Genomic DNA, 25880 nt, shown 5'->3' with positions numbered 1-25880 from the left:
ACAGCAGAACAATCAAAAAACGATAAAATGGAAAGAATACAAGCTTCCAAATCTTTATGATTTTAAAGATATTAAAAACAGAAACACAAATAATTTATCCTTTTATCGATATGATTTTCTATTAACTAAATTGCTAACAGAAGTGATTAAAATTTTTGTACAAACGATACCTTAAAGTTGCGACCAGGCTGGCTATAATAATCCTTCGGTGTTGAACTTTTTCCTGAAGGAAGCTCTGATGCATTCCAATATTTTGTATTGAAAAGATTATAAACACCAGCTCTTAGAACAGGCCCCGTTTCACCGAATGGCTTCCACCATCCTGTCATATCAACGACATGATATCCTGGAATTTTTTGATAATCAGATTCCTCTGCCACTTTATCACGTTTGGCTGCCAAAGTAAGAATAATATCACTTCCCCAAACCTCTTTTGCATATCCCAATCCGATAATGGCTTTTAAAGGAGGAATTGAGTTAAGATATTCCTTTTTGTCAAGGTCTTTTCCTTGCGAATAAGTAAGCGCAACATTGGTATGAAAACCATTTTTAAGAACTAAATGCGCATTTGTTTCAAGACCAAAAATCTGTACACGCGAACGATTCATGTAATGCCGACGCGCAAATCTGAATTCTTCTGATGGTCCTCTGTCCTCGGTATCTATGAAATTTTTATATTGATTGATAAAGGCGTTAAATGAACCACCGAAATTTGCATTTCCATACCGCAGACCAACATCATACCCATTGCTTGTTTCTGGTTGAAGATCAGGATTTCCTTTCACGTAATAAGCAGAGGGCTTAATGTAAGAGACGTAAAGCTCTGAAATACGGGGTGCACGAAAAGCTTGTGCCCACTGAGCATAGAGTGTAACTTGATTACGAACATCCCATTCGGCACGTAATTTAGGAGAAAAGCGTGATCCATTTCTTTCTGGAGGGAATTTATCAGAAATCAGTGCCTTCTCATAAGCAGGTGTTTTCTGAGGAACATACTTGTACCAATCATATCGAATTCCCGGTGTTACACGAAAACGATTATCATTCAAACCAATTTCATCTTCAAAAACAAAACCTAAATTGTAACCATTGGTGTCTGGTGAATCTGATCGGTTAGCAGGAACAAAAAGACATCCTCTCGCATATTCTTCTATATGGCAATTGTCTTTACCGAACAAATAGTGATGAAATTTAGATGACGCAACATCTGTTGCAAATTTCAACGTATGGCTTACAGTACCAAAATCAACTTTTTTAAGCGCATTAGCATTGAAACCATAATTGATGTTCCGCAAAAAATTATCCCTTAAATAATCGCCTTTGGGGGCTGAAACACGAACGCCGGTCGTAACGTAACGACTTGATTGCCTTTGCCAATAAAGCTGCCCACTAAACGCATCAAGAACCGCATCGCCATTACCACTATAATTATAAGAAAGAGAAAAGCGCTCACGAAGTTTATCATCTTGCTCATAAACAGAACCTGGAGCATATCTCTTAGATGAATTTAATGCATGTGTATTACTATTATGACCAAAACGCTCTGCGGTAAAACCAAGCCGGTGATTATCACTCAAATATTGATGAATTTTAAAGAGCAAATTATTTTTGTCAAAATGAGAGGGGTTTTTACGTGTACGCTCTCCATACCCGTCCTCTGTTCCCATATTTTTACGCTCATGACCTTCTATATAAGAGCCTTGGAAAAGCAAAAATGTCCGATAATTGCGCACAGCAAAAGCTTGATCAATGCGCCAACTATTATCAACAGAATGATACCCCCCTTTGATAAGGCTTCCCCAATTTTTCCCTTCCCCAATAAGATCTTCAGGATTAAGGGTACGCAGCGCAATTATTCCTCCTAGGGCGCCAGAACCATAAAGACTAAAATCGGACCCTTGAATAGTATCAAACGTAGAAAGAGCATTGAAATCAAAAGTGGTATTTCCACCGCCACCACGGAATATATCATTAAACCATGGAAGAGAAATACCATCCATTGTCGTAACAACACGGTTTGCATCTAAACCACGAATAACAAAACTATTATTTTCCGAGTTATAGGAGACAGAAGGATTAAGACGACTGACATCATAAACATCAGTTATTTGTTTTTCATCAATATTCTTGCTGGTTTGACGATCAGTTAGAACGGTTATTGAATTTGAAGCATCCTTTATCTTTTTTCCTTTAATAAGGATTGGCTTGAGTTCAGTTACAACATTCTTATCGCTGTTTTGTGCAAAAACAAATGAAGGTATACAGACCGACAACGCACCTAAAATCACACAGCTCTTATGGATATTTTTTCGTCTTATTTGCATAACACATTATAACCTTTTTTAAAAACATCCCCTCTCTAAGCTTGAAATTTTACATATAAAAATGCCCGTAAAAACGCTTGACTTAACCCTATCAAAAATTAGCCAACCAAGCAGGAATGATTTAATAATATAAAATCACAGAGAACCATATTAAACATGATAAAATCAGTCAAGAAAAAAGTTGCAATTTCAAAATAGCTTGTTTTAATGAGATGAGATACCAATATTGCACTTAGAATAGTGGCGGAAGCAACGATGAATTTTGCAAATACGAGGCAGTTATCAACTCTTTGGATTGGTGCATTTGTTGGCGCTCTTTCATTGCATATTGCATTGGGAACACAGTTTTATTTTCGAAAGACGGGTGTTCGTAATGGTATGCTCTCGTCAACAGTTGTGCTAACGCTTACTCAAGAGTCTCCACATTTGGATATTGATATAGATTCATCGAATCCAGATCATGATATAGATTTATCAAATGTCAGTACAGAATCAGAACGATTACAGCCGGATCTTGCAGGACAAGAGCCAGAAATATTGGAAACACTAGATGAAATTCAACCGGAAGAGCCGCAGCATACTGTAGAAAAAGATGATTTTACAGAAAAAAAACTGGAAGAATCTTTTCTCCCAAAAGTAGAAGATAAAATATCTGAGAAAAAAATAAGACCAAAGACCGTTGTGAAACAACCCCTTGCAAAGGCTGTGCGTTCATCAAGCGCCAGAAAAAGCAGCAGTACAGCAGGGCTTGAAGATATAATGTTAATGGAGTGGTTAGCAAAGGTGCAGTCGCAATTAGAACAGCAAAAAAATTATGTTGTAAGACAGCGTACCAGTAGTGCAAAAGGAACGGTGAAGTTAGAATTTAGAGTGCATGAGCAGGGGAGTATTTTTTCTAGTCGTATCGTTGTTTCTGCTGGAGATCCAGAGCTTGATCGATTGGCTATGGCAGCTCTTCAACGTGTTGGTTCTTTTCCGCCCCCTCCACCATCAAAAGTAAATAAAATGATCAGAGTATCCTTGATATTTAGCTGATTTTATAGGGAGCTCTGTTGGGGTAATATATTGATTTGTAATGATGACTAGCTATTTTATCATTTGAATGAAATATGGTTTTTCAAATCTTTTTGACGTTGAATCAATCAAAATCATTCGCTTAAAGGTGTCACAAGAGAGAACATGGATAAAAAATTTTAGGAGTGAACATATTTCTTAGAATGCTCTAGACCAAAAGGCTTTTTCACCATTGGGAGTCTGGAGATGAGAGAACTATATTTTACGTAAGTAAAGGTTATATGTCTCATCGATTTTTATACCATTCGTAAGCGTTTTTTCATCTATACTCTTCAGTAACATCATTGTTGTGAAATGAGTTTAGAAACATTAAAAAATATCTTTTCAAAATAAAAATAGGCATAAGAAACACCTACATTTGGGCCAGATATTCTATTTTGTATGAAGGATGTGAACTTATATAAAAAGAACTTATATAAAAATAAGAGAAATAAAAGGCAAAGCTTCCTCTTCATTTTTTTTAGATATCGATATGTTTTTAAAGTCGTCAAGCTAAATGAAAAGGGAAGGGGCGGGAGGATATTTTTTAAAGGTTTTCACGTTCCATGAGTCTTTCTTTTTGCTTCAGAATGCTCCAAGTAGATAGATGCAATAATGCCTCCGATTTAGTATAGAAATATTGTAAACAGAAAAAACACTCTCAAAACATGGTGTTGTACAAGATTTGAATGTTGATGAATAAGAAACAGTAAAAAAATGAACTATTCTTTTCACTTTTTTTACATTGAAACCTCTGTGATATTATTGTTTATGTGTTAAGATGAAATGCACTATTTGTGCAACATGATGATTTGTAATGATAAATCATTATTTTATATTTAAAATGAAAGCCCCAAATAGCATAGGATTTCCCCCTTTCAGCTCTATTAATACGACATCAGTTCAAATCACAGATTTGCACTTCATAAAGCAGGGTTATATGCGAGTACTCTTTAGAAGAGGATAAAATGTTTCTTAAGAACACCATGCTATTAGGGAAGATTAAGGCATATTATTTCCAGCGACCCGAAAGCAGGTCGGTTTTGATATCTATTTTTCCAGTAAGTCTTGCTTTATAGACACCGTAATTTTCCATGACACGCATCACATAATTGCGTGTTTCTGTATAAGGAATGCGCTCAATCCAATCAATGATGTTATCAAGAGATTGTCCTCGAGGATCGCCATAACGTTTTATCCATTCATTGACCCGACGAGGCCCCGCATTATAGCCAATAAGCGTTAGTATATAGGATCCATTAAAACGTTCCAATTGTTCATTGAGAAAATGAGCTCCTAATGTTACATTATAACGGGCGTCGCTGCTGAATTTTTTATGAGACCATGCGATTGAGTATTTTTTTGCGAGTGCCTTTGCTGTTGTAGGAAGCAATTGGAGTATGCCTTGTGCTCCTGCTTTTGATATGGCTGTCGGATTAAATTCGCTTTCTTGACGAGCAATAGCATAAATAAGTGATTTTTCTTCTACAGAAATATGAGTAGAAGCTGGTATGGCTCCCAGAGGATGAGCAAGTGCTCCGACATTTTTTCCCCGAAATGCAGCCATTTTTCCGATTTTGAGGCTGGTATAATAGTCCCCATTTTTTTCTGCCATAACAGCCAGAAGAGCTAATTCACCGGGGCTTTCTATTTTTTTTCCGAGTTCTCTATAAAAAACTTTAGCAAAATCAGTATAGCCTGCTTCTTCAAGACGTTGAATGGCTTTGATCGCTTTTCGTGCACTAAAATGTTGTCGCTCAGCGGTTGTCGGTTTTGGAAAGGAAATATTCAGCTGTTTTTGGTTGAGTCGTGCAGCGGCTAATTGACCATAATAGGTTGCACCAAAATGAGCTGCGCGATGAAAGTAATGCTGGGCATTTTTGTGTTCTCCTAGCGCTTCTGCTGTTCGTCCCATCCAGTAATATCCACGTGACGCAGAAAAAGGTGAAGAAGAGAGTTGAGGAATGCATGAAAAATGCTGCATTGCTAATTGAGGGTTATGAAGAAACCGTAGAGCATACCATCCTGCGTGAAACTGAGCATCGACGGCTAATTCAGAGGTTAACCCTGTGTGCATCACAACGAGTTGATAAGCTATTTTTGGTTTGTTTAAATCGAGCATTTCGCGAGAAAGTGCTCGTTGTTCTTTCCACAATGAATAAGGGTTCATAAGATGAAAGGCATCTTTGGATGTTTTCATCATGAGCGTTGCAGCTGCATCATATTGCTCTGTTTTTCGAAGATGGCGCATTCGAGTAAACTGAAAGAAAGAATTTTTTTTCCATACTCTCTCTATCGCTTGTAATTTTTTTGTCGCTTTAGGATCCTTTTTTTCAACGGCCACAAAGGCATTAAAAAGAGATTGGGCATGGGCTAGTTTTGCAACGCGTGCCGCTGAATCAAAGCGATGTGCATACAGCATAGACTGCATGCGTTTTAAATGATCAATGGGTTTTAAAGCAGCGCCTGCATTTTTAAGAACAAACATTTCTTCTTTCGCATTAAGCGGTGTTTTATGCCACCACGGTGCAATAACGTGTTGAGCACGAGTGGTTTGTCCTGTTGCCATAAGCGCTTTAGTAAAGAGAGCCATGCCTTGTGCTGTTCGGGGGGGATGATGAGAAAATTTTTGGATGATAGCGCGTGTAACATTGGTTTCATTCAGAAAAGCACGTTCAGCATTGCGTTGCATCGTTTCTATGCCTGGCCATCCTTTGAGCACGTTGATTGCATTAAATATTTCAGCACTTGGTATCTTATCTTGGTTGGATATCCCCAGTGCCCATGTCAAAATGTAACGATCAAGATTATGTTTTTCCAGTGAATTACGAAGACTTATTGTTTTTGCAACATTGTTGTTTGCAAGAGCATCGAGCCCAGCTTTCAGTTTCTTGAGTGCTGCAGTAGTATGTGCTGTCGAGTCTTTCTGTTGAGAAGATTCTTGAGCTTTTTGTTTTAAGGTAAGGGGGGTAGGGCGCGCCAAAGGAATGGGGGCTGTTCCATGTAAAAGAGGTGTTTGTGCATAGGCACTTGAAAGTAAAATTCTTATTGCCAGTATAAATGCAGTAAAGGTTGATACGAAAAGAGAGGTGGAAAATACACGCATAGAAAAAAGACCTTCAGACCTTGCTTTTTGTAAAAACTGAAGAGGTTATAGAACATAAGCATGAAAAACGCGTTAATATAGACAGTTTATTTTAAAGAAATGTTCAAAATTCAAGGAAAAGGCAAGTTTATCTTATGGGGGCTTTTTTTTAAATTCATCTTGCCCCAATGATAGAGCAAGATTATGCTCTATCTAAAGTTTATAAAGGCGATTATTAAAAAGAATAAAAGCGAACATTATAGGGAGTTTATCATGCTCAAGGGAGCTATAACTGCGCTCATTACACCGTTTGATCATAAGGGTGAAATTGATGAGAAAGCGTTTTGTGATTTTGTTGAATGGCAGATCACACAAGGGATTAACGGTGTAAGCCCTGTTGGAACAACAGGTGAATCAGCAACTTTAAGCCATGAAGAACATAAACGAATTATAGAATTGTGTGTTAGGCAGGTTGCAAAGCGTGTTCCTGTTGTTGCTGGAGCAGGATCCAATAGCACAAGTGAGGCTATAGAGCTTGCACAATATGCGCAAAAAGCTGGTGCAGATGCCGTTTTGGTTGTCACCCCCTATTATAATAGGCCCAATCAGTTAGGTTTATATAAGCATTTTTCTTCCATTGCCAAAGCTGTTTCTATTCCGATTATAATTTATAATATTCCGGGGCGTTCTGTTATCGATATGGCTGTAGAAACGATGCGAGAGCTTTATCAAGATTTTAGCAATATTATTGGTGTTAAGGACGCAACGAGCAGAATTGAGCGCGTGAGTGAACAAAGTGAAAAGTGCGGCAAAGATTTTATGCAACTTTCCGGTGATGATTGCACAGCATTAGGTTTTAATGCTCATGGAGGTGTCGGTTGTATTTCGGTTTCCTCCAATGTTGCTCCAAAACTTTGTGCAGAGCTTCAAGCCGCTTGTTTCCATGGTGATTATAAAACAGCACGGGAATTAAATGATCGTCTCATGCCTCTCAATCGTGCGGTATTTATTGAACCGAGTCCTGCCGGTATTAAATATGCTGCTGCAAAATTAGGATTTTGTGGTGAGACTGTGCGTTCTCCGATTGTTCCATTAACAGAGGGCACAAAGAAGATTATTGATGCTGCTCTTAATCATGCTGGTCTTTTAAAAGCGTAAAATGATATTAACAAAGCCATGAATAAAAAAAGAATGCGCCCGTACGGAAAATAATTGCTGACAATCGTAAAGCACGTTTTAATTTTGAAATCCTTAATAATCTTGAGGCGGGGATTGTTCTTCAAGGAGCGGAAGTAAAGTCTTTACGTTCTAATCATGCAAATATTGCTGAAAGCTATGCGAGTTTTGAAAATGGGGAACTATGGTTAGTAAACAGCTATATTCCTGAATATACGCAGGCTAATCGTTTTAACCATGAGCCGCGACGTTTGCGTAAGTTATTACTTTCAAAACGTGAGATGGCACGCTTTTTTAATGCAACATCTCGTGAAGGAATGACTCTTGTTCCTCTCAAACTTTATTTTAATGAACGGGGACGTGTTAAGTTAGAGATTGCTCTAGCACGTGGAAAAAAACTTCATGATAAGCGCGAAACGGAAAAAAAACGTGATTGGGGACGCGAAAAAGCAAGACTTTTAAAAAGATATGGATGATCGGCTTGGATATCCTTTATTAATTTAACATTGATCCAAGTATGTTTTTGCTGCTTGAAAAATTTGGTGAAACATAGCGTCTGTTAAGCGACCAGTATTCGTATTATAACGAGAACAGTGATAGCTTGAAAAGATGCGCAATCTTCCAATGTTATTGATTTTACCATGTCCAAAAGGGTGAGCTAAAACTTTTGCATTAAGAGCGCGTATCGTTGAATGGTGTGCAATGGTACCTAAGGTAATAACGGCTTTGAGTTTGGGAAGATTTGTTAAAAGAGGCGAAAAGAAAGAGCGGCACGTGTTAATTTCTACACTGGTGGGTTTGTTTTCTGGTGGAACACAACGAACAGAGTTAACGATTGCAGCATCAATCAGTTCAAGAGTATCGTCTGCTCTTTCTTCAAAAACGCCTTGTGCAAACCCGAATTTTTTTAAAGTAGAATAAAGTAAGTGCCCAGCATAATCACCCGTAAATGGACGTCCAGTTCGATTGGCTCCACGCAATCCAGGAGCAAGACCAACAATGAGAAGACGCGTTGTTTCTGCTCCTTTATAGGGAAAGAAAGGGCGTACCGGTGCATTATACCAATTTGGTTCTTTCATACGCCAGTCAGCGATAAACTGATGGAGCCTAGGGCATAAATTACAATTTGGGGGTGGTTCTGGGCAAAGCGATGTTAATGGGGTATTCATGGCGTTTAGCATCAATTATTCTTTATTCTTTCGAGTCTTTTGTGGTGTGTATGACGGGTTATGTTTGGATAAACAACCTAGAATATAAATAAACTGTTTTAGAAGAAAGTTTAATATAAATTCATAGCTAATTATGATATAATGAGAGGCAATTTTTTAGTCATTTATTGAATGAATAAGAGTGCGATGCACATAATGTTCAAAAAAATCTGTTTTCATAAATATATTAATCATAAAAAGCATGTATAAGGCTGTTGTTATTGGAAAGAATTTTTAAGAGTTGGTATTCCTTTTAAAAGGATAAAGATTCTTAAAGAGATATTTTTTCAAGAAACACCTTCCTTTGTTTGAATCCAGTCTATTGAAGTTCTTTTAAGAGCAGTTTTTATAACGAACATGAAGAGGATATACATTTTTTATAAAGTTTCCAAGAATTTTCTCAAATTAAGTTTTTTAAGCAAAAAATATGAAAGTTTGTATTGTTTTCCTTGTGTTTTATTTTGATTATTGTATATACTCCTCGTATCCGCTATTAAATTTTTATTTGAGAAAGAGGCATAAATGGCCCGCGTAACGGTAGAAGATTGTATTGATAAAGTTGATAACCGCTTTGAATTGGTACTTTTAGCAGGTCATCGGGCGCGTCAGATTTCACAAGGAGCGCAGATTACAGTTGATCGTGATAATGATAAAAATCCGGTTGTTGCTTTGCGTGAAATAGCAGAGGAAACATTGTCGCCTGCTGATTTAAAGGAAGATCTTATTCATTCGCTGCAAAAGCATGTGGAAGTCGATGAGCCAGAAATGGCAAGTGAACTTATTACCCATTCAAGTGAAGCTGAAAATGTTTTTAATACATCATCGCAAGAAGAAGGCACTTCATTTGATCAGATGACAGAAGAAGAGCTTTTAGCGGGTATAGAAGGTTTGGTTGTTCCGGAAAAAAGTGACGATTATTAATTGCGCCAGTGAATATTACAGGAGTGTTCATATTACAGGAATAAAGATACTTTGTCTGTAAGAAGCTGTTATTTTTCTTGTCTTTTATTGATAAGATGTGTTCAATGGGTATTAGAGGTGTGAAAAGATAAAGGATATACTCGTATGATGCGTCAGTGTGAGCTTGTTGAGCGTGTTCAGCGTTACAAGTCTGACGTAGATGAGGCTCTTTTAAACAGAGCCTATGATTATGCAATGAGAAAGCATGCACATCAAAAGCGTGCTTCGGGTGATCTCTATTTTTCTCATCCTTTAGAAGTTGCTTCTATTTTAACAGATATGCGTTTGGATGAAGCAACGATTGCTGTCGCTCTTTTGCATGATACGATTGAAGATACAAGCGCTACACGAGCAGAAATTGATCAACTTTTTGGTTCTGAAATTGGGAAGTTGGTTGAAGGTCTTACAAAGCTTAATAAGCTTGATCTTGTCTCAAAAAAAGCTGTACAAGCAGAAAATCTTCGTAAACTTCTTATTGCCATTTCTGATGATGTTCGTGTTCTTTTAGTCAAACTTGCAGACCGCCTTCATAATATGCGTACTCTTGGTGTTATGCGTGATGATAAACGTCGACGCATTGCTGAGGAGACGATGGATATTTATGCGCCACTTGCGGGGCGTATGGGTATGCAGGATATGCGCGAAGAGTTAGAGGACCTCTCTTTTTTTTATTTAAATCCAGAAGGTCATCGTACGATTACCAATCGGCTTTCTGAATTATTGAAGCACAACCGTGATTTGCTTTCCACAATTGAAAATGAATTGACAAAGCTTTTTTTTGAGCATGGCATTAAGGCAGATGTTAAAAGCCGTCAGAAAAAATCTTATTCAGTCTTTCGCAAAATGGAAAGTAAAGCCTTATCTTTTGAACAGTTATCGGATATTTTTGGATTTCGTGTGATTGTTGAATCGGTTAATGATTGTTATCGTGCTCTTGGTGTTATCCATACGACATGGCCAATGGTTCCTGGTCGTTTTAAAGATTATATCTCTATTCCCAAGCAAAATGATTATCGTTCTATTCATACAACTATTGTGGGGCCTTCAAGACAACGCGTTGAATTACAAATTAGAACGGCTGCCATGGATGAAGTTGCTGAATATGGGGTTGCTGCCCATTCCATATATAAAGAGCAAGGTTCCAATTATTCGACTTCAAAGTTATCAAGCGAAACGAATGCCTATGCATGGCTGCGTCAAACGATACAATCTTTATCTGATGGAGATAATCCAGAAGAGTTTTTAGAACATACAAAACTTGAGCTTTTTCAAGACCAAGTTTTTTGTTTTACGCCAAAAGGTCGCTTAATTGCTTTTCCTAAGGGCGCAACGCCTATTGATTTTGCTTATGCTGTCCATACAGATATCGGTAACTCTTGTGTGGGCGTAAAAATTAATGGTCGTATTATGCCTTTAATGACTAAATTAAAAAATGGTGATGAAGTTGATATTATCCGTTCACACGCTCAAATTCCGCCAGCCGCGTGGGAACTTCTTGTTGTCACGGGGAAAGCGCGTTCAGCCATTCGACGCGCCAGTCGTGCAGCGGTACGTAAGCAATATTCAGGTTTAGGATATCGTATTCTTGAGCGTTCGTTTGAATATATGGGGAAACAATTTTCAAAAGATGTTGTGAAGAAAGTTTTGCCACGTTTGGCACGTAAAGATGTAGAGGATGTCTTGGCCGCTGTTGGGCGTGGAGAACTATTTTCGGCTGATGTGATTAAAGCGGTTTATCCTGATTATCAAGAGCGTGTGGTACAAAAGTCATCTTTTAAGCCTGGGGAAGAAGGGTGGTTTAATATTGAAAATGCTCAAGGGATGATTTTTAAGGTTCCAGAAAATGAGAAGGATGCGACGATAGAGGATCATCAGTCTAAAGCATTACCTATTCGAGGAACCCGTGGAGATATACCTGTGCGTTTTTCACCAGAAGGTGCTGTACCTGGAGATCGGATTGTTGGTATTATGCAACCAGGCTCTGGAATCGTTATTTATCCAATCCAGTCTTCGGCTTTGATGGCCTATGATGATCAGCCAGAACGGTGGATTGATGTCCGCTGGGATATTGATGCCCAAATGAATGAACGTTTTCCTGCACGGATAAATATTTTGGTTGTAAACAGTCCCGGTTCTTTAGCAGAAATTACGCAAATAATTTCTGCTAACGATGCGAATATCCAAAACTTATCTTTTATTCGTACAGCACCAGATTTTACAGAAATAATGATTGATTTAGAAGTTTGGGATTTAAAACATTTGAATCGTATTTTTTCTCAGTTAAAAAAGGCAGATTCAGTGAGTACAGTACGACGGGTTCATGGATAACAAGAAAGATTTTGCAATGAATACACAAGATGTTATTGATATTTTTAAACAAGCAGATGCTATTTTAGAAGGGCATTTTATTTTAACATCGGGGCGCCATAGTGCGATTTATATGCAAAAGGCAAAAGTGTTTATGCATGCTGACTTGACGGAAAAGCTTTGTCGTGGATTGGCTGAAAAAATCAAAAAATCTATTGAAGGAAAAATTGATTATGTCGTTGGTCCTGCAATTGGTGGTCTTATTCCTTCCTATGAAACTTCGCGTCACCTTGGTGTTCCTTCTCTTTGGGTGGAGCGTGTCAATGGAATCTTTGAATTGCGTCGTTTTGAAATCAAGAAGGGGGCACGGGTTGTTATTGTCGAAGATATTGTGACAACGGGTCTTTCTATTCGTGAGACTGTTGAGGCTTTGTCAGCAGTAGGAGCAGAGGTATTGGCAGGAGCATGTATCCTTGATCGTTCTGGTGGTAAGGCGGATGTTGGTGTTGCGTTGATTGCGCTTGCTGAATACGAGATAGCTTCTTATGCGAGTGATGCACTTCCTGCGGATCTTTCTGTTCTTCCAGCGATTAAACCGGGCAGTCGAAATATCTAACTGTCTTTCTATTTTTTTATGCAAAAGCTTAAAAAGATTAATTTGGATGATGTAGATTATTTCATCATCAAAAGATGTGTATATGAGAGTTATATGCTTTTTCGTCGTAGAAAACCAATTGATTTTGTAACGCGTATTAGACTTTGGTTATGGCCACGTCGTTCATTTTCTCGCTCATTTTCTTACATCTATAAACGTATTTTGCGTATATCGGCAACACCGCATGAAGTTGCGTTAGGGTTTGCTATTGGCATTTTTTTAGCCTGTTCTCCTGTTTTCGGGGTGCATATCATCTTGGCAATATTTCTTTCTTGGCTTTTGCGTGCAAACTTTGCGGCTGCAATCATCGGGACGGTTTTTTCTAATCCACTCACATTTTTATTGATTGCTATGGCTGATTATAAAGTAGGATATTTTTGTTTATCGCTTTTTAGCGATGTCCATGAGACTTCGCTTTCTCAAATTCGTGCTCTGTTTAATGGTTTTAAAGTGTCCAATTTCTCTCTTCTTTTTAAAGGTGCATGGGACACAATTATGAGTCCTATGATTTTAGGTGGAACTCTTTTAGGTGTTGTTTTTGGTGGTTTATCTTATATAGGTGTTTACAGAGCAACGGCTCGTTTTAAACAAAAGCGCTATCAAAAGATTATAAAAAAAAGGCGTTTAAAGAAGCGTTCATCTTAAGAAAGATCGGGTAATATCTTATGATTGTTGGTCTTGGAAATGATTTAGTTGATATACGACGTATTGAAAAAATGTTGGTTCGTTATGGCGAGCGTTTTATCCAACGTATTTTTACGGATATTGAAAGGAATAGATCCGAAAGTCTTAAAAAAAAATCTTTTTCTTATGCGAAAAGATTTGCTGCTAAAGAAGCGTGTGCTAAAGCCTTAGGAACGGGAATCGCTTGTGGTATCAATTGGAAAGACATAGGCGTAGTGAATTTGCCATCTGGTAAACCAGTCATGGAATTAACAAATCGTGCGCAAATGCAACTTCAAAAGTTATTACCTCCGCATCATGATGCGGTTATTCATCTTAGCATAACGGATGATTTTCCTTGGGCGCAGGCATTTGTTATTATCGAAGCACTTCCACGTGGATAGATAGCATGAGAGATTGTACTTTTGTTATTTGAATATTATGATGAAAATAAGTTATATTTGTGATGAGAAGGCAGTTGGTGATGATCCAAAAAGATAAAGTGCATAAAAAAGAAAAAAAAGGTGGGATTCTTGAATTAATTTCTGTTTTAATACAGGCTCTGCTTTTAGCAGCGTTTATTCGGACACTTTTTTTTCAGCCTTTTAGTATTCCTTCTGGTTCAATGCGTCCTACTTTATTGGTGGGGGATTATCTGTTTGTTTCTAAGTATGCATATGGGTATTCTCATTTTTCCCTCCCTTTTTCTCCGCCTCTTTTTTCTGGACGTATTTGGGCATCCCAACCTCAACGTGGAGATGTGGTCGTTTTTCGTTTACCAAGTAATCCAAAGATCGATTATATAAAACGCGTTGTTGGGCTACCAGGTGATCGTATACAAGTTCGTCAAAGTGTCCTTTATATTAATGATGAGGCTGTTTCACGTCACTTTATGGGGGAGATTGATAATTCTGATATAACGGAAGTGAATTATCCCGTTGAGGTCTATCGTGAGACACTGCCCAATGGTGTTAGCTATGATACGCTTGATTTAGCTTTTATCCCAAAAGTTGATGATACAAAAGTCTTTGAAGTTCCTCAGGGACATTATTTTATGATGGGTGATAACCGCGACAATTCGGATGATAGTCGTTTGGATGTAGGCTATGTTCCAGAAGAAAATCTTATTGGTCGCGCGAGCATAATTTTCTTTTCTATCAGTAACGGTTCAAGTGCTTGGCAGATTTGGCGTTGGCCATTTGATGTGCGTTGGAAACGTTTGTTTTCTTTCATAAATACGGTTCATGATTTGCCGCTTATCAAGCAAGGAAACAACGATGAAACGTCTCATGATTGATCAGCTTTTCAAGCTGACGGGGCATCGTTTTAAAGATGAAGAGAGATTAAAAAGAGCATTAACCCATGCAAGTGTACAAGATTCGGAACAGGGAAATTATGAACGGTTAGAGTTTCTAGGTGATCGAGTTTTAGGGCTTTTGATTGCAGAGATGCTCTATCAACTTTTCCCCCAGGCAAGTGAAGGTGAATTATCAGTCCGTTTAAATCATTTGGTTAATGCGCAGACATGTGCTGATATTGCGCGCGAAATGAGGCTTCCTGATATGATCCATGTTGGTTTTGAGATGAAAAGTTTTGCAAGACGTCGACTCATCAATATGCATGCAGATGTCGTGGAAGCTTTGATTGCCGTGATTTATCTAGAGGGAGGATTGGAAAGCGTTCGTCCCTTTATTCAAAAATATTGGCAAAGTCGGGCAAAGAAAATGGATGCTGGTCGGCGTGATGCCAAGACGGAATTACAAGAATGGGCGCATATCCAAGGCAATGCACAACCACATTATCAGGTTATCAAACGTTCAGGCCCAGATCACGATCCTGTTTTTATGGTAGAGGTCAGTATTTCAGGTTTTGCTTCAGAGATTGGGCAGGGAAGTTCTAAAAGATATGCCGAAAGAATGGCCGCTGAAAAAGTTTTGAGACGAGAGGGGGTATGGAAAAACGTGGAAAAAAATGATCATGAGTGACGTTATGAAAACCCGTTCTGGATTTGTTGTGCTTATTGGGATGCCAAATGCCGGTAAATCGACTTTGGTTAATCAATTGGTTGGAACAAAAGTTTCAATTGTAACGCATAAAGTACAAACAACACGAACTTTAATCCGCGGCATTGTCATTCATGATGATGTGCAAATTGTGTTAGTCGATACACCGGGTGTTTTTCGTCCTCATAAGCGTTTAGAACGTGCCATGGTCTCTGCGGCTTGGGGAGGGGCTAAAAGCGCTGATGTTCTTCTTGTTTTAATCGACGCTCAAAGTGGTCTTTCAGATGAAGTTGCTATGATGTTAGATATTGTAAACAATATGAAACAAGAAAAAATTCTTGTTCTCAATAAGGTTGATACTGTTGTTAAATCATCTCTTCTAGCATTAACCACTCAAATAAATGAACGTGTGAAATTTGCGCAAACATTTATGATTTCTGCTCTAAACGGTTCTGGTTGCAAGGATTTACTTCATGCGTTGAGTAACATGATGCAGGAGGGGCCATGGTATTATCCGGAAGATCAAATTTCTGATATGCCTATGCGTCATCTCGCTGCAGAAATTACGCGTGAAAAACTTTTTCTTCGCCTTCATGATGAGCTTCCTTATTCTTCCACGGTTGAAACAGAAAGTTTTGAAGAGCGTTCAGATGGTTCTGTTAAAATTAATCAAGTTATTTATGTAGAGCGTGAGAGTCAGAGGAAAATTGTTTTAGGCTCAAAAGGCGATACAATTAAAACGATTGGTCAAGCAGCACGCAAGGAACTCATGGAAATTATGGACCAAAAGGTTCATCTTTTTCTCTTTGTGAAAGTGCGCAATAATTGGGATACCGATCCAGAACGTTATCGTGAAATGGGATTGGATTTTTTGAAATAATTAAAATAAAATGAAGTGGAAAGAGCAAGCTGTTATTCTTGGGGCACGCCAATATGGTGAAACAAGTGTTATTCTTGAGATTATGACGCGCGAGCATGGTCGTTATATGGGGGTGGTAAAAGGGGGGCGTTCGCGTCGTATGGCTGCTCTTCTTCAGCCGGGAAATTTTGTGGAGGCTGAATGGTGTGCGCGTTTAGAAGAACATTTAGGGCTTTTTCGCCTTGAGGCGCTTGATTTACATGCGGCGCGATTAATTTGTCTACCGGAAGCACTTTATGCTTTGCAATTGATTGCTTTTCATTTACGGCTTCTTCCCGAGCGTGATCCGCACCCTGTCTTATACGATATTTTACACCTTTTTATGCAGAATTGTGATGAACCATTTGTCAATGCGGAATTGTTGGTGCGCTTTGAAATGCGGCTTCTTGAAGAACTTGGTTTTGGTCTTGATTTATCTTGTTGTGCTGCCACAGGTCGCCAAGAAAAGCTTTATTACGTATCGCCAAAATCTGGACGGGCTGTTTGTGAAGAAGCAGGGGAGCCTTGGAAAAAAAAGCTTCTCATTCTTCCACAGTTTCTTGTGCAAAGAGCAATCCGTCCTGCTGATTTTAGGGATATAATGGACGGTTTTAACTTAACGGGTTTTTTTCTTATGCGTCATGTCTGGGAGCCACGAGATATCAAACAGCCATCGGTGCGTATGAATTTGATACAGTTGTTTGAGCGTCGATTTGGTATACAAGCCTTTATTTGTTGATCTGATCATAATTGAATAGAATGGAAAAATGAAAGTTTTAGAGACAATTGCGGAAGTTCGCCAATATATTTCACAGGAACGGCATTTAGGCTTTTCAATTGGCTTTGTTCCAACAATGGGAGCACTCCATGAGGGGCATCTGGCATTAGTACAGCGTGCAAAAGCAATGTGTGACCGTGTATTGGTTTCTATTTTTGTTAATCCAAAGCAATTTGGACCCCATGAGGATTTTGCTCAATATCCAAGAGATTTGAAAAGCGATTGTGCTTTATTAAAAAAAGCGGGTGTTGAATATGTTTTTGCGCCTTCCGTGGAAGAAATGTGGCCCTTGGGAAATGATACGATTGTAGAGGTAAAAAAATTATCACGTATTTTGATGGGAAAATTACGTCCAGGGCACTTTTGTGGTGTAACAAGCGTTGTTGCTAAGCTTTTTAATATTGTTCAACCCGATAAGGCTTTTTTTGGAGAAAAGGATTTTCAACAAATTTTAATTATTCGGCGTATGGTTGAAGATCTAGCTTTTCCTGTTGAAATTGTTGGCGTTCCTATTTTACGTGAAGCAGATGGTGTTGCGCACTCTTCACGGAATAAACTTTTAACCTTAGAAGATCGTAAAGCTGCCAAAATTATTCCTGAAAGTGGAAAAGCTGCTGAAAAGCTTTACCATGAAGGTGAACGGTCGGTTGATAAGTTATGCAAAACTGTTCGTAATATTTTACAACAAGAAACGCGTGCCATCATTGAAGCAATAGATTTACGCGATATGAAAACTTTGCATGCGGTCAAAGGAAAGTTGAATAGACCGGCAGTTTTATTGCTTACGGTTCGTTTTGGTGAAGTAAGGCTTATTGATCAATATATATTGCAAGAAAAGGGCGGAAAATGAGTATACATAAAACTGTAAGGCGTATAACATCTTCTCAAATACGTGAAAGAAAAGGACAACAGCCAATTGTTTCTTTAACAGCTTATCAAGCTTATACGGCGCGGATTGCTGATCCCTATTGCGATATTCTTTTGGTTGGTGATAGCGTTGGTATGGTGGTATATGGCTTTGAGACAACACTTCCTGTTAATTTGGATATGATGATTTTACACGGGCAGGCTGTGGTGCGTGGGTCTCAAAAAGCTCTTGTCGTTATTGATATGCCTTTTGGCTCTTATGAAGAAAGTAAAGAGCAGGCTTTTGTTAATGCATCGCGTGTTCTGGCACAAACGGGATGTGGGGCCGTTAAGCTTGAAGGTGGTGCTTATATCGCCGAAACAATAGATTTTTTATGTAAACGAGGTATTCCAGTGATGGGGCATATTGGTCTCACACCCCAAGCGGTGAATCGTTTTGGTGGTTTTAAGACACAAGGACGTAAAGAGAGTGATTGGCAGAAAATTGAAGATGATGGGATTGCAATTGAAGAGGCTGGTGCTTTTGCTGTTGTTTTAGAAGGGATTGTCGAGCCTTTAGCGGTAAAACTGACAGAAAAGCTTTCTATTCCAACCATCGGTATTGGTGCATCCAGTCAATGTGATGGACAAGTGTTGGTGATGGAAGATATGCTGGGCTATGGTGCTCATGTGCCAAAATTTGTACGTCGTTATGGAGACCTTGAACAAGCCATGGAAACTGCAATCAAAAACTACGCAGAGGATGTTACATCCCGTGCTTTTCCAGCGGATAATGAAGTTTATAAACTGAAATAGATGTTCAGTTTAAGATAAAAAGTTTGAGAATAGCACATTTGTTGTTTCGATAATAAATGGGGAGTGTTTCGTATATTTTTGTATGTCATTTGAATTGTGATTTCTCTCATTGCTTTTTTCTTTAATTGGAACATGCTTTTCATGCAAAAGAGAAACGCCATTGGCATGCTAATTTGCGCGCTTTAAAAAAACTTTCTTAAGATCCCCAATCCCATTTCGTGACAGCACTTGTAAATAGCATAACGATTATAACGATAAAGTCTCTATGAAGTATATAAAATTTGTTAATTACCGTCATCTTTACGTTTCACAAAAGAGTAAGCTGGTTCCATTACACATTTTACCAACTTTCAATGTTGCGGCAGTGCTTAGTACTTGAGGCGGTCCATAAGAGGCATTTTTAGTTCTTTCTTGTATAGTTTTATTCACATAACTCTCTCCGCTTAGATGTGTAAGAAAATGGTTTGATTGATTCAATATAAACAAAAAAAATAATAAATTATTATTATAAATCAGTATATTGACTTTATAGGTTATTGGTAAATGGTTACGGAGTTTTTTTTAAAAGGCTCTTCGTTGGGTGTAAAAAACTTTGGCTTCGATGATGTTTTTTAATTGATAGGATATAAGGGCGGTAATTGTAGAAGAATAATAAGGATACTCAGCTTTATTTTTTATAAGAACTTTTGCGCCATAAATGGAAAAAAACGATATATATTCAGCTATAATGACAAGAATAAATAATGCGAAGAGATCTATGATCTTTGGGTATCCAAGTCATTAAAGCGCGTTAAAAATGCGTTTTCAATTTGTTGTGTAGAGGAGGGGTGTAAATGAAGATCATCCGGTACAATATTATTGGGAGAGCCAAAATAGCGAACGGCTTCTTCTGTCTTAAATCCAGCAAGCGTGATCGCTTCATAATATGCTGCGATACGGTCAGCTTGTTTAATTTTTTTTAAAAGTTTTTGAGAAAGATCAACAGAAAGAGAAAAGCGCATGTGAATAGCATCTTGAATGCGCTTTTCGATGCATTCATATTGTTTTCCTATGACAGCTTTAAAGGGTGAAATCATATCACCGATGACGTATTCTGGTGCATCATGAAGAAGCGCATAAAGACATTCGGTGCTCCCTGCTTGTGGGAAAAGTTTTTGAAATATTTGTTCAACCAAAAGTGAATGTTGGGCAACAGAATAGGCATGATCTCCTCGTGTTTGACCATTCCAACGGGCCACGCGGGCAAGTCCATGGGCAATATCTTCAATTTCAATATCAAAAGGAGAAGGATTGAGAAGATCGAGTCTGCGTCCAGAGAGCATTCTTTGCCAAGCGCGTGCTTCTCCACTTTTTAATAGTTCAGCTTTAGCCATACGTATTTTCTATCTTAATTTTCAGGAAAGGTAAAATCCATATTTTCAGCAATATGTATGGTGACAGGAATATTTTTTACAGTAAAGGGGATATTTTGATCCATAGCATCTTTGACGTGGTCAATACGCATTAAAGCAAGAGCTTCATTTCCAACACATGTTCCCAAGTGCCCAAGTACTTTTGTTCCTGCTTCAATATTTGCTTGAGGGGGAAGATCATACTGGCCTTTTACAATTAAAATACGGCGTCGTGCTGCACGGCGGTGGTGCATTCGTGAAACAATTTCTTGTCCAATATAACATCCTTTGTTGAATGCAAGTCCATTGATTTGATCGTAATTAATATCATGAGGAAAGACTTTTCCGACTTCATAGTCTTGACCACTTTCCGCAATCGCATAACGAATACGCAATTGATTCCATGTATCATAATCTTCTGAAGTTAAAAACGAAACTTTGCCGTAGATTCGCATTATTTTTTCTTGTTGTGGGAAGCGTTTATCAACAAAATTTGAATCAAAATTTAAACTATCTGATTCATTTTTCCAAGAAACTGTGACAAGCTCTTGTAATGGTTGTATAATTTCTACTTTTTTACGCAGTTTATAGAGCAACAGACGCTTATAGAGTGTATCGGCCAAAGACATCTCAATATCAATAAAATAACCTTCCTCTCTTTTACCGATAAGAAAATCAGAAAGAATCTTTCCTTGTGGAGATAAAAGAGCCCCAGGAAAAACTTCTTTGGGGCCGATTTTTTTTACATCTGTTGTAATTAGAGATTGCAGAAAATCTGTTGCTTCTTCGCCTATAACTTGAATAATTCCGCGATTTTTTAAGCAAATGGCATTTTGTTTTTCAATCATGGTTCTTGCCTTTCTGCTCAAAGTTACCTAATCGATAAGTGAGCAATATGTAAGGAGCGTGGCTATGTTTAAAACATTTGATACAATTTTTAAAGGTGCAACAGTTGTGAACCATGATGGAAGAAGCAAGCGTGATATTGGTGTTACAAATGGCCGTATTGCTGAAATTGGCGACCTCACATATGCTTCGGCCGGTGAGGTGATTGATTGTACGGGACTGCATATTTTGCCGGGAATTATTGATAGCCAAGTACATTTTCGTGAACCAGGCAATGAACATAAGGAAGATTTGGAAAGTGGTTCATATTCTGCTGTGTTAGGGGGAGTTACAGCAGTCTTTGAAATGCCGAACACCAATCCATTAACAACATCAGAAGATACATTAAGGGATAAGGTTAAGCGCGGATTTCATCGCATGCATTGTGATTTTGCATTTTGGGTTGGAGGAACGCGTGAAAATGCCCATGAACTCTCTGAATTAGAAAGACTTCCTGGTGCAGCTGGAATTAAAGTCTTTATGGGGTCTTCTACAGGTGATCTTTTGGTCGATGATGATGAAAGTGTACGTCTTATTTTGCAAAACACACGCCGTCGTGCAGCTTTTCATTCAGAAGATGAGGAAAGGCTCAAAGAGCGTAAAATACTGCGTATTGAAGGGGATGCATCATCACATCCCGTTTGGCGTGATGAGATTGCGGCGTTAAAGTGTACACAACGTTTGGTAAAAATTGCGCATGAAACGAAGGCACGCATTCATGTGTTACACCTTTCAACAGAAGAAGAAATTGATTTTCTAAAAAAACATAAAGATGTTGCAACAATTGAAGTGACACATCATCATTTAACGCTCACGGCTGATGATTATAAGCAATTTGGTACATTAATTCAGATGAATCCACCTATTCGTGAGCCACGTCATCGTGAAGCTCTTTGGTATGGTGTTCAACAGGGGATTATTGATGTTTTAGGTTCTGATCATGCGCCACATACCCTTGAAGAAAAGCTTCAACCTTATCCTTCTTCGCCTTCAGGAATGACAGGAGTGCAAACAACAGCAGCCATTATGTTGACACATGTGAATGCAGGAAAAATGTCTCTTGAGCGTTTTGTTGATCTCACTTCACATAGTCCTAGTCGTATTTTTGGTATAAGTTGTAAAGGACGTCTTGCTGTTGGATATGATGCTGATTTGACGATTGTTGATCTTCAACGGGAAGAAGTCATTACGAATGCCCTGATTGGTTCGCGTGCCGGTTGGACACCTTATGATGGTCAAAAGGTTAAAGGTTGGCCTGTTGGAACAATTATCCGTGGTATGCGCGTTATGTGGGAAGGTGAAATTGTCACACCTTCACAAGGAGAACCGGTTAAATTCATAGAAACTTTGGTGTAGACAGCATAAATTTTATCTTACTTATGCTAAAAACACCATCTTTTAGAGCAGTGATGCGATATTAAGGCATATCAGATTTCTTGACACATAAATGTTTGTTCAGTGTCTAATGAATGTCTTTAGGCTTTTTTCTAGAGTGTTAATGAAGCAAATTGCATGAGGGGGTATCGGGGGGAAATCTGCTAGAATTCGGACTTTTACATTGGTATGGGGTAGGAATTTTTATCCTTAAAACGCAGGAAGGAGGATAAAGAACGATATAGAGAAAAAACTCTCATAAGAATAAAAATTATTCTTCAAAAGTTACTCTCTTTTGAGAAGACAGCTTACTGATCTTTGCATTTATAAAGGCGGCATCGTTGATATTACTAAAAGTGAGGGAGATATTTTTTTACAGGTTCGCTGTTATAATGCGTGAGAAGGTTTTCAGATAAAGTTCTTCCCTCTTCAATGTATCTTTGATTAGCTTCAATGGCTGCTTGTGTACAATGATGATAATTTTCAGAAAAAGCAAGATAGGCTTCATTAAATGCTTCATAAAAATAAGCGCGTCTTTGTGGGGTGGGGTGTTCTGCTTCAATCAGTGCGTTCATATAATCATACCATTGGTTTGTTGGGGACTCGCAAAGACTTTGGAGGGAATGCAGGGATCCCAAAATTTCTGCGAGGCGAAGGAGTTTTTTTTCATAAGGTGGAGATTGTTGCGCAAAGACTGGCATTGAAATGATAAGAAATATTAAAATAATAATGTTCATCAATCTATTACGCATTATTTTTATTACTTTCTTTGAATAAAACTCTGTACAAATAAAATAATTATGTCATGAAAATGATGTCTAAAAATAGAGTAATTGCGACGTTATTCTCAATGATTGCTTATAAAATATAGGGCGTAAGAGACCGTAAGAAACCCATTGTGAAATATTGAAAAGACGGATGAAACTCTGTGTGGTTAAAAATTTAGGTTTTGTTCCTTTTCATATAAATTCAAACTGTATAGTTTATGGAATTGTTTCTAAGGCTCCTTTTCTTAAGGAGGAATAAGATCTTTATCAAATCAAATGCTTTTAATTAAATAAAAGAGAGTGTTTTTATGATAAATGATGAATACAGTTTCGAGACAATTGGGGAAGAAGAATTTTATATAAAATAAAAGTTTTTACTCTAAACTGCATAATACGATCATTTGAGATAAGAGACATCTAAAAGGGCGGCACATCATATCGTTCACGGAGTATAATGATGAAAGAGTTGCGATTTTATAATACGCTGACACGAAAAAAAGAAAATTTTATACCAATCGATCCGACAAAAGTGCGTCTTTATGTTTGTGGTCCAACAGTTTATGATTATGCGCATATAGGAAATGCACGTCCTGTCATTGTTTTTGATGTTTTATTTCGCTTATTGCGTCATGTTTATGGTAATGATCATGTTCTTTATGCGCGTAATATTACCGATGTCGATGATAAAATTAATGCACGAGCCGCCCACGAATATCCAAATTTGTCATTCAATGACGCTATTCGTCAATTAACAGAACGTACATATGCCCAGTTTCAACAAGACACAATAGCGCTGGGGTGTTTATTGCCAACCAGCCAGCCACGTGCAACTGAGCATTTAGAGGAGATGCGCGCGCTCATTGAAAGGTTGCTTGAAAAGGGGCACGCTTATAAAGCGGAAAATCATATATTATTTTCTATAAGCAGCATAAAAAATCCTCCCTATTATGGTGCATTTGCCAATCGTTCTTTAGATGAAATGAGGGCAGGGGCGCGTATTGATGTTGCTGCTTATAAACGAGAGGAGATGGATTTTGTTTTATGGAAACCTTCTGCGGAAGGAGAGCCAGGTTGGGAATCGCCGGGAGGCATACCTGTTTTAGGTCGTCCAGGTTGGCATATTGAGTGTTCTGCCATGTCAATGGCAAAGTTATTAGCGCCCTATGGCGGTGGTTTAACTTGTGATGATCCAACGGCGAATATTTTTGATATCCATGGTGGTGGACTTGATTTAATTTTTCCGCACCATGAAAATGAGATAGCACAAAGTTGTTCAGCTTTTGGGACGGAACGAATGGCTAATTTTTGGATGCATAACGGCTTTTTACAAGTTGAAGGCAAAAAAATGTCGAAAAGCTTTGGCAACTTCATAACCATTCGTTCTGTTTTAGAGAATAATTTGGGGGAATTTAATGGTGTTTTAGCCGATGAAATGAAGCAAAATTGGGCGGGTTTGTCTGCACGTTTTTCGATGCTTCAAACGCATTATCGTGAACCATTAAATTGGACCGCACAGCGTTTAAGACAATCAAGCCGTGAACTTTATCGTTGGTATGAACTGCTTCGCAGTAAAAAGAATATAATAAACAACAATGAAACGATTGATGATACTTTAGTAGATGCTCTTAGTGATGATCTTAATACGCCCAAAGCATTAACGCTTTTGCGAAAATTTTATAAAGCAGGGGATGCTTTGGCTCTTGCTCATGGAATGAATTTATTAGGACTATTACGACAAGAATGGATTAAAGAAATAGACAGTCCATTATTCATAAGAAAAACATGGCTTGATTCAAAATTTATTGATCAGCGCATTGCCGAAAGACTACGGCTTATCCATAATAAAGAGTGGGACGCTGCGGATACAATTCGTGATGAGCTTGCAGCCGAGGGGATTCTCTTAAAAGATAGTAAGGATCCGCAAAGTGGTGAGCGTATAACTATGTGGGAAATAAAACGATCCTAATTTCCCTATTCCAGCAGTTCTCATAAAGTAAAGGGAGAATATGATGGAATTTTTAGATCATTACGGGTATATCGCGCTTAAGCTGGCTGTAGGTCTTATTGCTTTCCTATTCATTTTAAGAACAACGGGTCGTGGGAGTTTGAGGCAAATGACACCCATCGATTTGGTCAGCAATTTTGTCATGGGAGGTATTATTGGAGGAGTCATTTATAACCAGAATATTAGCAGCATTCAATTATTGCTTGTTTTATTGATTTGGCAAACCTTGATTGCCTCTTTTAATCTTTTTGCACGCTATTCAGTTTTTTTTCGCCGTCTTATTGCAGGGAGGAATGTTACATTGGTTTTAGATGGAGCCTTTCAAATGGATAAGATTAAAAATTTAGGGATCAATATCAATGATCTTATTGCGATGTTACGTCTTAAAGGATGTCACTTACATGAAGCTGCTTTTGTGCGTTTGGAAACCAATGGTGATTGCACTGTTATTAAAAAGGAAGAGGGGAAAAAATCAACGATTGTCGTGGAAAATGGTGAGGTTATTGATGATGGTCTTAAAGAGATTGGTAAAACAAAAAAGTGGCTTCATGCAGAATTGAAAAAAAAGCATGTAAAAGTTGAAAATTTATTTGCAGCAGAGTGGTATGAGAAGACAGATCAAAATAATAAACTGTATCGTGGATTATTTCTTGTTCCTTTTTCAAAAACAGTCTAACTTCACACAA

The 25880-nt window shown here is 38.1% G+C and carries 22 protein-coding genes and 1 pseudogene; 17 read left to right on the top strand and 6 right to left on the bottom strand.

The window, feature by feature from the left end:
• Nucleotides 1–146 precede the first annotated feature (146 nt).
• Nucleotides 147–2324, bottom strand: a complete 2178-nt coding sequence (locus AC6ER8_RS06140) for a TonB-dependent hemoglobin/transferrin/lactoferrin family receptor (RefSeq protein WP_497077836.1) — start codon at nucleotides 2322–2324, stop codon at nucleotides 147–149.
• A 255-nt stretch (nucleotides 2325–2579) separates the two neighbouring features.
• Here AC6ER8_RS06140 and AC6ER8_RS06135 point away from each other — a divergent pair, with 255 nt between their 5' ends.
• Entirely contained in the window at nucleotides 2580–3359 is a 780-nt protein-coding gene (locus tag AC6ER8_RS06135; protein ID WP_497077835.1) for an energy transducer TonB family protein, read from the top strand.
• A gap of 1030 nt (nucleotides 3360–4389) precedes the next feature.
• On the opposite strand, the gene AC6ER8_RS06130 is transcribed toward AC6ER8_RS06135, so the two are convergent.
• Nucleotides 4390–6483: a lytic transglycosylase domain-containing protein gene (locus tag AC6ER8_RS06130; RefSeq protein WP_497077834.1), complete on the bottom strand. Its 2094-nt coding sequence runs from the start codon at nucleotides 6481–6483 to the stop codon at nucleotides 4390–4392.
• A 252-nt stretch (nucleotides 6484–6735) separates the two neighbouring features.
• On the opposite strand from AC6ER8_RS06130, the gene dapA reads away from it, so the two are divergent.
• Together dapA and smpB are read left to right on the top strand one after the other, a co-directional pair.
• Nucleotides 6736–7620 carry a 4-hydroxy-tetrahydrodipicolinate synthase gene (gene dapA, locus AC6ER8_RS06125; RefSeq protein ID WP_497077833.1) on the top strand — a complete coding sequence of 295 codons (885 nt, stop codon included), beginning with the start codon at nucleotides 6736–6738 and terminating at the stop codon, nucleotides 7618–7620.
• Between the two features lie 29 nt (nucleotides 7621–7649).
• Nucleotides 7650–8114 (top strand): annotated as a pseudogene (gene smpB, locus AC6ER8_RS06120) (SsrA-binding protein SmpB); the annotation flags it as partial.
• Between the two features lie 24 nt (nucleotides 8115–8138).
• Here smpB and AC6ER8_RS06115 read toward each other — a convergent pair.
• Entirely contained in the window at nucleotides 8139–8807 is a 669-nt protein-coding gene (locus tag AC6ER8_RS06115) for a uracil-DNA glycosylase (protein WP_497077832.1), read from the bottom strand.
• Nucleotides 8808–9368: 561 nt separating this feature from the next.
• Between AC6ER8_RS06115 and rpoZ the strand changes: the two genes are divergently transcribed.
• From rpoZ to panB, 11 genes are all read left to right on the top strand, one after another.
• Nucleotides 9369–9767, top strand: a complete 399-nt coding sequence (rpoZ, locus tag AC6ER8_RS06110; protein ID WP_497077831.1) for a DNA-directed RNA polymerase subunit omega — start codon at nucleotides 9369–9371, stop codon at nucleotides 9765–9767.
• A 144-nt stretch (nucleotides 9768–9911) separates the two neighbouring features.
• Nucleotides 9912–12134 (top strand): RelA/SpoT family protein, encoded by a 2223-nt coding sequence (locus AC6ER8_RS06105; protein ID WP_497077830.1) that lies wholly within the window; start codon nucleotides 9912–9914, stop codon nucleotides 12132–12134.
• Nucleotides 12135–12150: 16 nt separating this feature from the next.
• Nucleotides 12151–12729 (top strand): orotate phosphoribosyltransferase, encoded by a 579-nt coding sequence (gene pyrE, locus AC6ER8_RS06100; protein WP_497077829.1) that lies wholly within the window; start codon nucleotides 12151–12153, stop codon nucleotides 12727–12729.
• A gap of 93 nt (nucleotides 12730–12822) precedes the next feature.
• Nucleotides 12823–13413 (top strand): DUF2062 domain-containing protein, encoded by a 591-nt coding sequence (locus AC6ER8_RS06095; RefSeq protein ID WP_497077828.1) that lies wholly within the window; start codon nucleotides 12823–12825, stop codon nucleotides 13411–13413.
• A gap of 20 nt (nucleotides 13414–13433) precedes the next feature.
• On the top strand, nucleotides 13434–13835 hold the full coding sequence (gene acpS / locus AC6ER8_RS06090; protein ID WP_497077827.1) for a holo-ACP synthase: 402 nt from the start codon (nucleotides 13434–13436) through the stop codon (nucleotides 13833–13835).
• 80 nt (nucleotides 13836–13915) lie between these two features.
• Nucleotides 13916–14728, top strand: a complete 813-nt coding sequence (gene lepB / locus AC6ER8_RS06085) for a signal peptidase I (RefSeq protein ID WP_497077826.1) — start codon at nucleotides 13916–13918, stop codon at nucleotides 14726–14728.
• Complete coding sequence (rnc, locus tag AC6ER8_RS06080; RefSeq protein WP_497077825.1) at nucleotides 14709–15416, top strand: ribonuclease III; 708 nt, start codon at nucleotides 14709–14711, stop codon at nucleotides 15414–15416. Before lepB ends, rnc begins: the two co-directional genes overlap by 20 nt.
• Nucleotides 15409–16314, top strand: coding sequence for a GTPase Era (gene era / locus AC6ER8_RS06075; RefSeq protein WP_497079648.1), 906 nt, complete (start codon nucleotides 15409–15411; stop codon nucleotides 16312–16314). The genes rnc and era overlap by 8 nt, the downstream gene beginning before the upstream one ends.
• A gap of 10 nt (nucleotides 16315–16324) precedes the next feature.
• Nucleotides 16325–17071, top strand: a complete 747-nt coding sequence (recO, locus tag AC6ER8_RS06070) for a DNA repair protein RecO (protein WP_497077824.1) — start codon at nucleotides 16325–16327, stop codon at nucleotides 17069–17071.
• Nucleotides 17072–17099: 28 nt separating this feature from the next.
• On the top strand, nucleotides 17100–17960 hold the full coding sequence (gene panC, locus AC6ER8_RS06065) for a pantoate--beta-alanine ligase (RefSeq protein WP_497077823.1): 861 nt from the start codon (nucleotides 17100–17102) through the stop codon (nucleotides 17958–17960).
• Nucleotides 17957–18772: a 3-methyl-2-oxobutanoate hydroxymethyltransferase gene (panB, locus tag AC6ER8_RS06060; protein ID WP_497077822.1), complete on the top strand. Its 816-nt coding sequence runs from the start codon at nucleotides 17957–17959 to the stop codon at nucleotides 18770–18772. Before panC ends, panB begins: the two co-directional genes overlap by 4 nt.
• 755 nt (nucleotides 18773–19527) lie before the next feature.
• Here the strand turns inward: panB and AC6ER8_RS06055 are convergent.
• Nucleotides 19528–20145 (bottom strand): YfbR-like 5'-deoxynucleotidase, encoded by a 618-nt coding sequence (locus AC6ER8_RS06055; protein WP_497077821.1) that lies wholly within the window; start codon nucleotides 20143–20145, stop codon nucleotides 19528–19530.
• Nucleotides 20146–20159: 14 nt separating this feature from the next.
• A complete protein-coding gene (ygfZ, locus tag AC6ER8_RS06050; RefSeq protein ID WP_497077820.1) occupies nucleotides 20160–21011 on the bottom strand; it encodes a CAF17-like 4Fe-4S cluster assembly/insertion protein YgfZ in 852 nt (283 codons plus the stop codon).
• Nucleotides 21012–21075: 64 nt separating this feature from the next.
• On the opposite strand from ygfZ, the gene AC6ER8_RS06045 reads away from it, so the two are divergent.
• Nucleotides 21076–22404: a dihydroorotase gene (locus AC6ER8_RS06045; protein WP_497077819.1), complete on the top strand. Its 1329-nt coding sequence runs from the start codon at nucleotides 21076–21078 to the stop codon at nucleotides 22402–22404.
• 368 nt (nucleotides 22405–22772) lie between these two features.
• Here the strand turns inward: AC6ER8_RS06045 and AC6ER8_RS06040 are convergent, their stop codons facing one another.
• Entirely contained in the window at nucleotides 22773–23174 is a 402-nt protein-coding gene (locus AC6ER8_RS06040) for a TIGR02301 family protein (protein ID WP_497077818.1), read from the bottom strand.
• A 472-nt stretch (nucleotides 23175–23646) separates the two neighbouring features.
• Here AC6ER8_RS06040 and cysS point away from each other — a divergent pair, with 472 nt between their 5' ends.
• Together cysS and AC6ER8_RS06030 are read left to right on the top strand one after the other, a co-directional pair.
• The gene (cysS, locus tag AC6ER8_RS06035; RefSeq protein WP_497079646.1) at nucleotides 23647–25155 is read left to right on the top strand and encodes a cysteine--tRNA ligase; all 1509 of its coding nucleotides are present in this window, start codon (nucleotides 23647–23649) and stop codon (nucleotides 25153–25155) included.
• A gap of 43 nt (nucleotides 25156–25198) precedes the next feature.
• Nucleotides 25199–25870 carry a DUF421 domain-containing protein gene (locus AC6ER8_RS06030; protein WP_497079644.1) on the top strand — a complete coding sequence of 224 codons (672 nt, stop codon included), beginning with the start codon at nucleotides 25199–25201 and terminating at the stop codon, nucleotides 25868–25870.
• Nucleotides 25871–25880: the final 10 nt, after the last annotated feature.

Source organism: Bartonella sp. SL320 (genome assembly GCF_059687635.1).
This window is presented reverse-complemented; position numbering and strand designations above follow the sequence as displayed.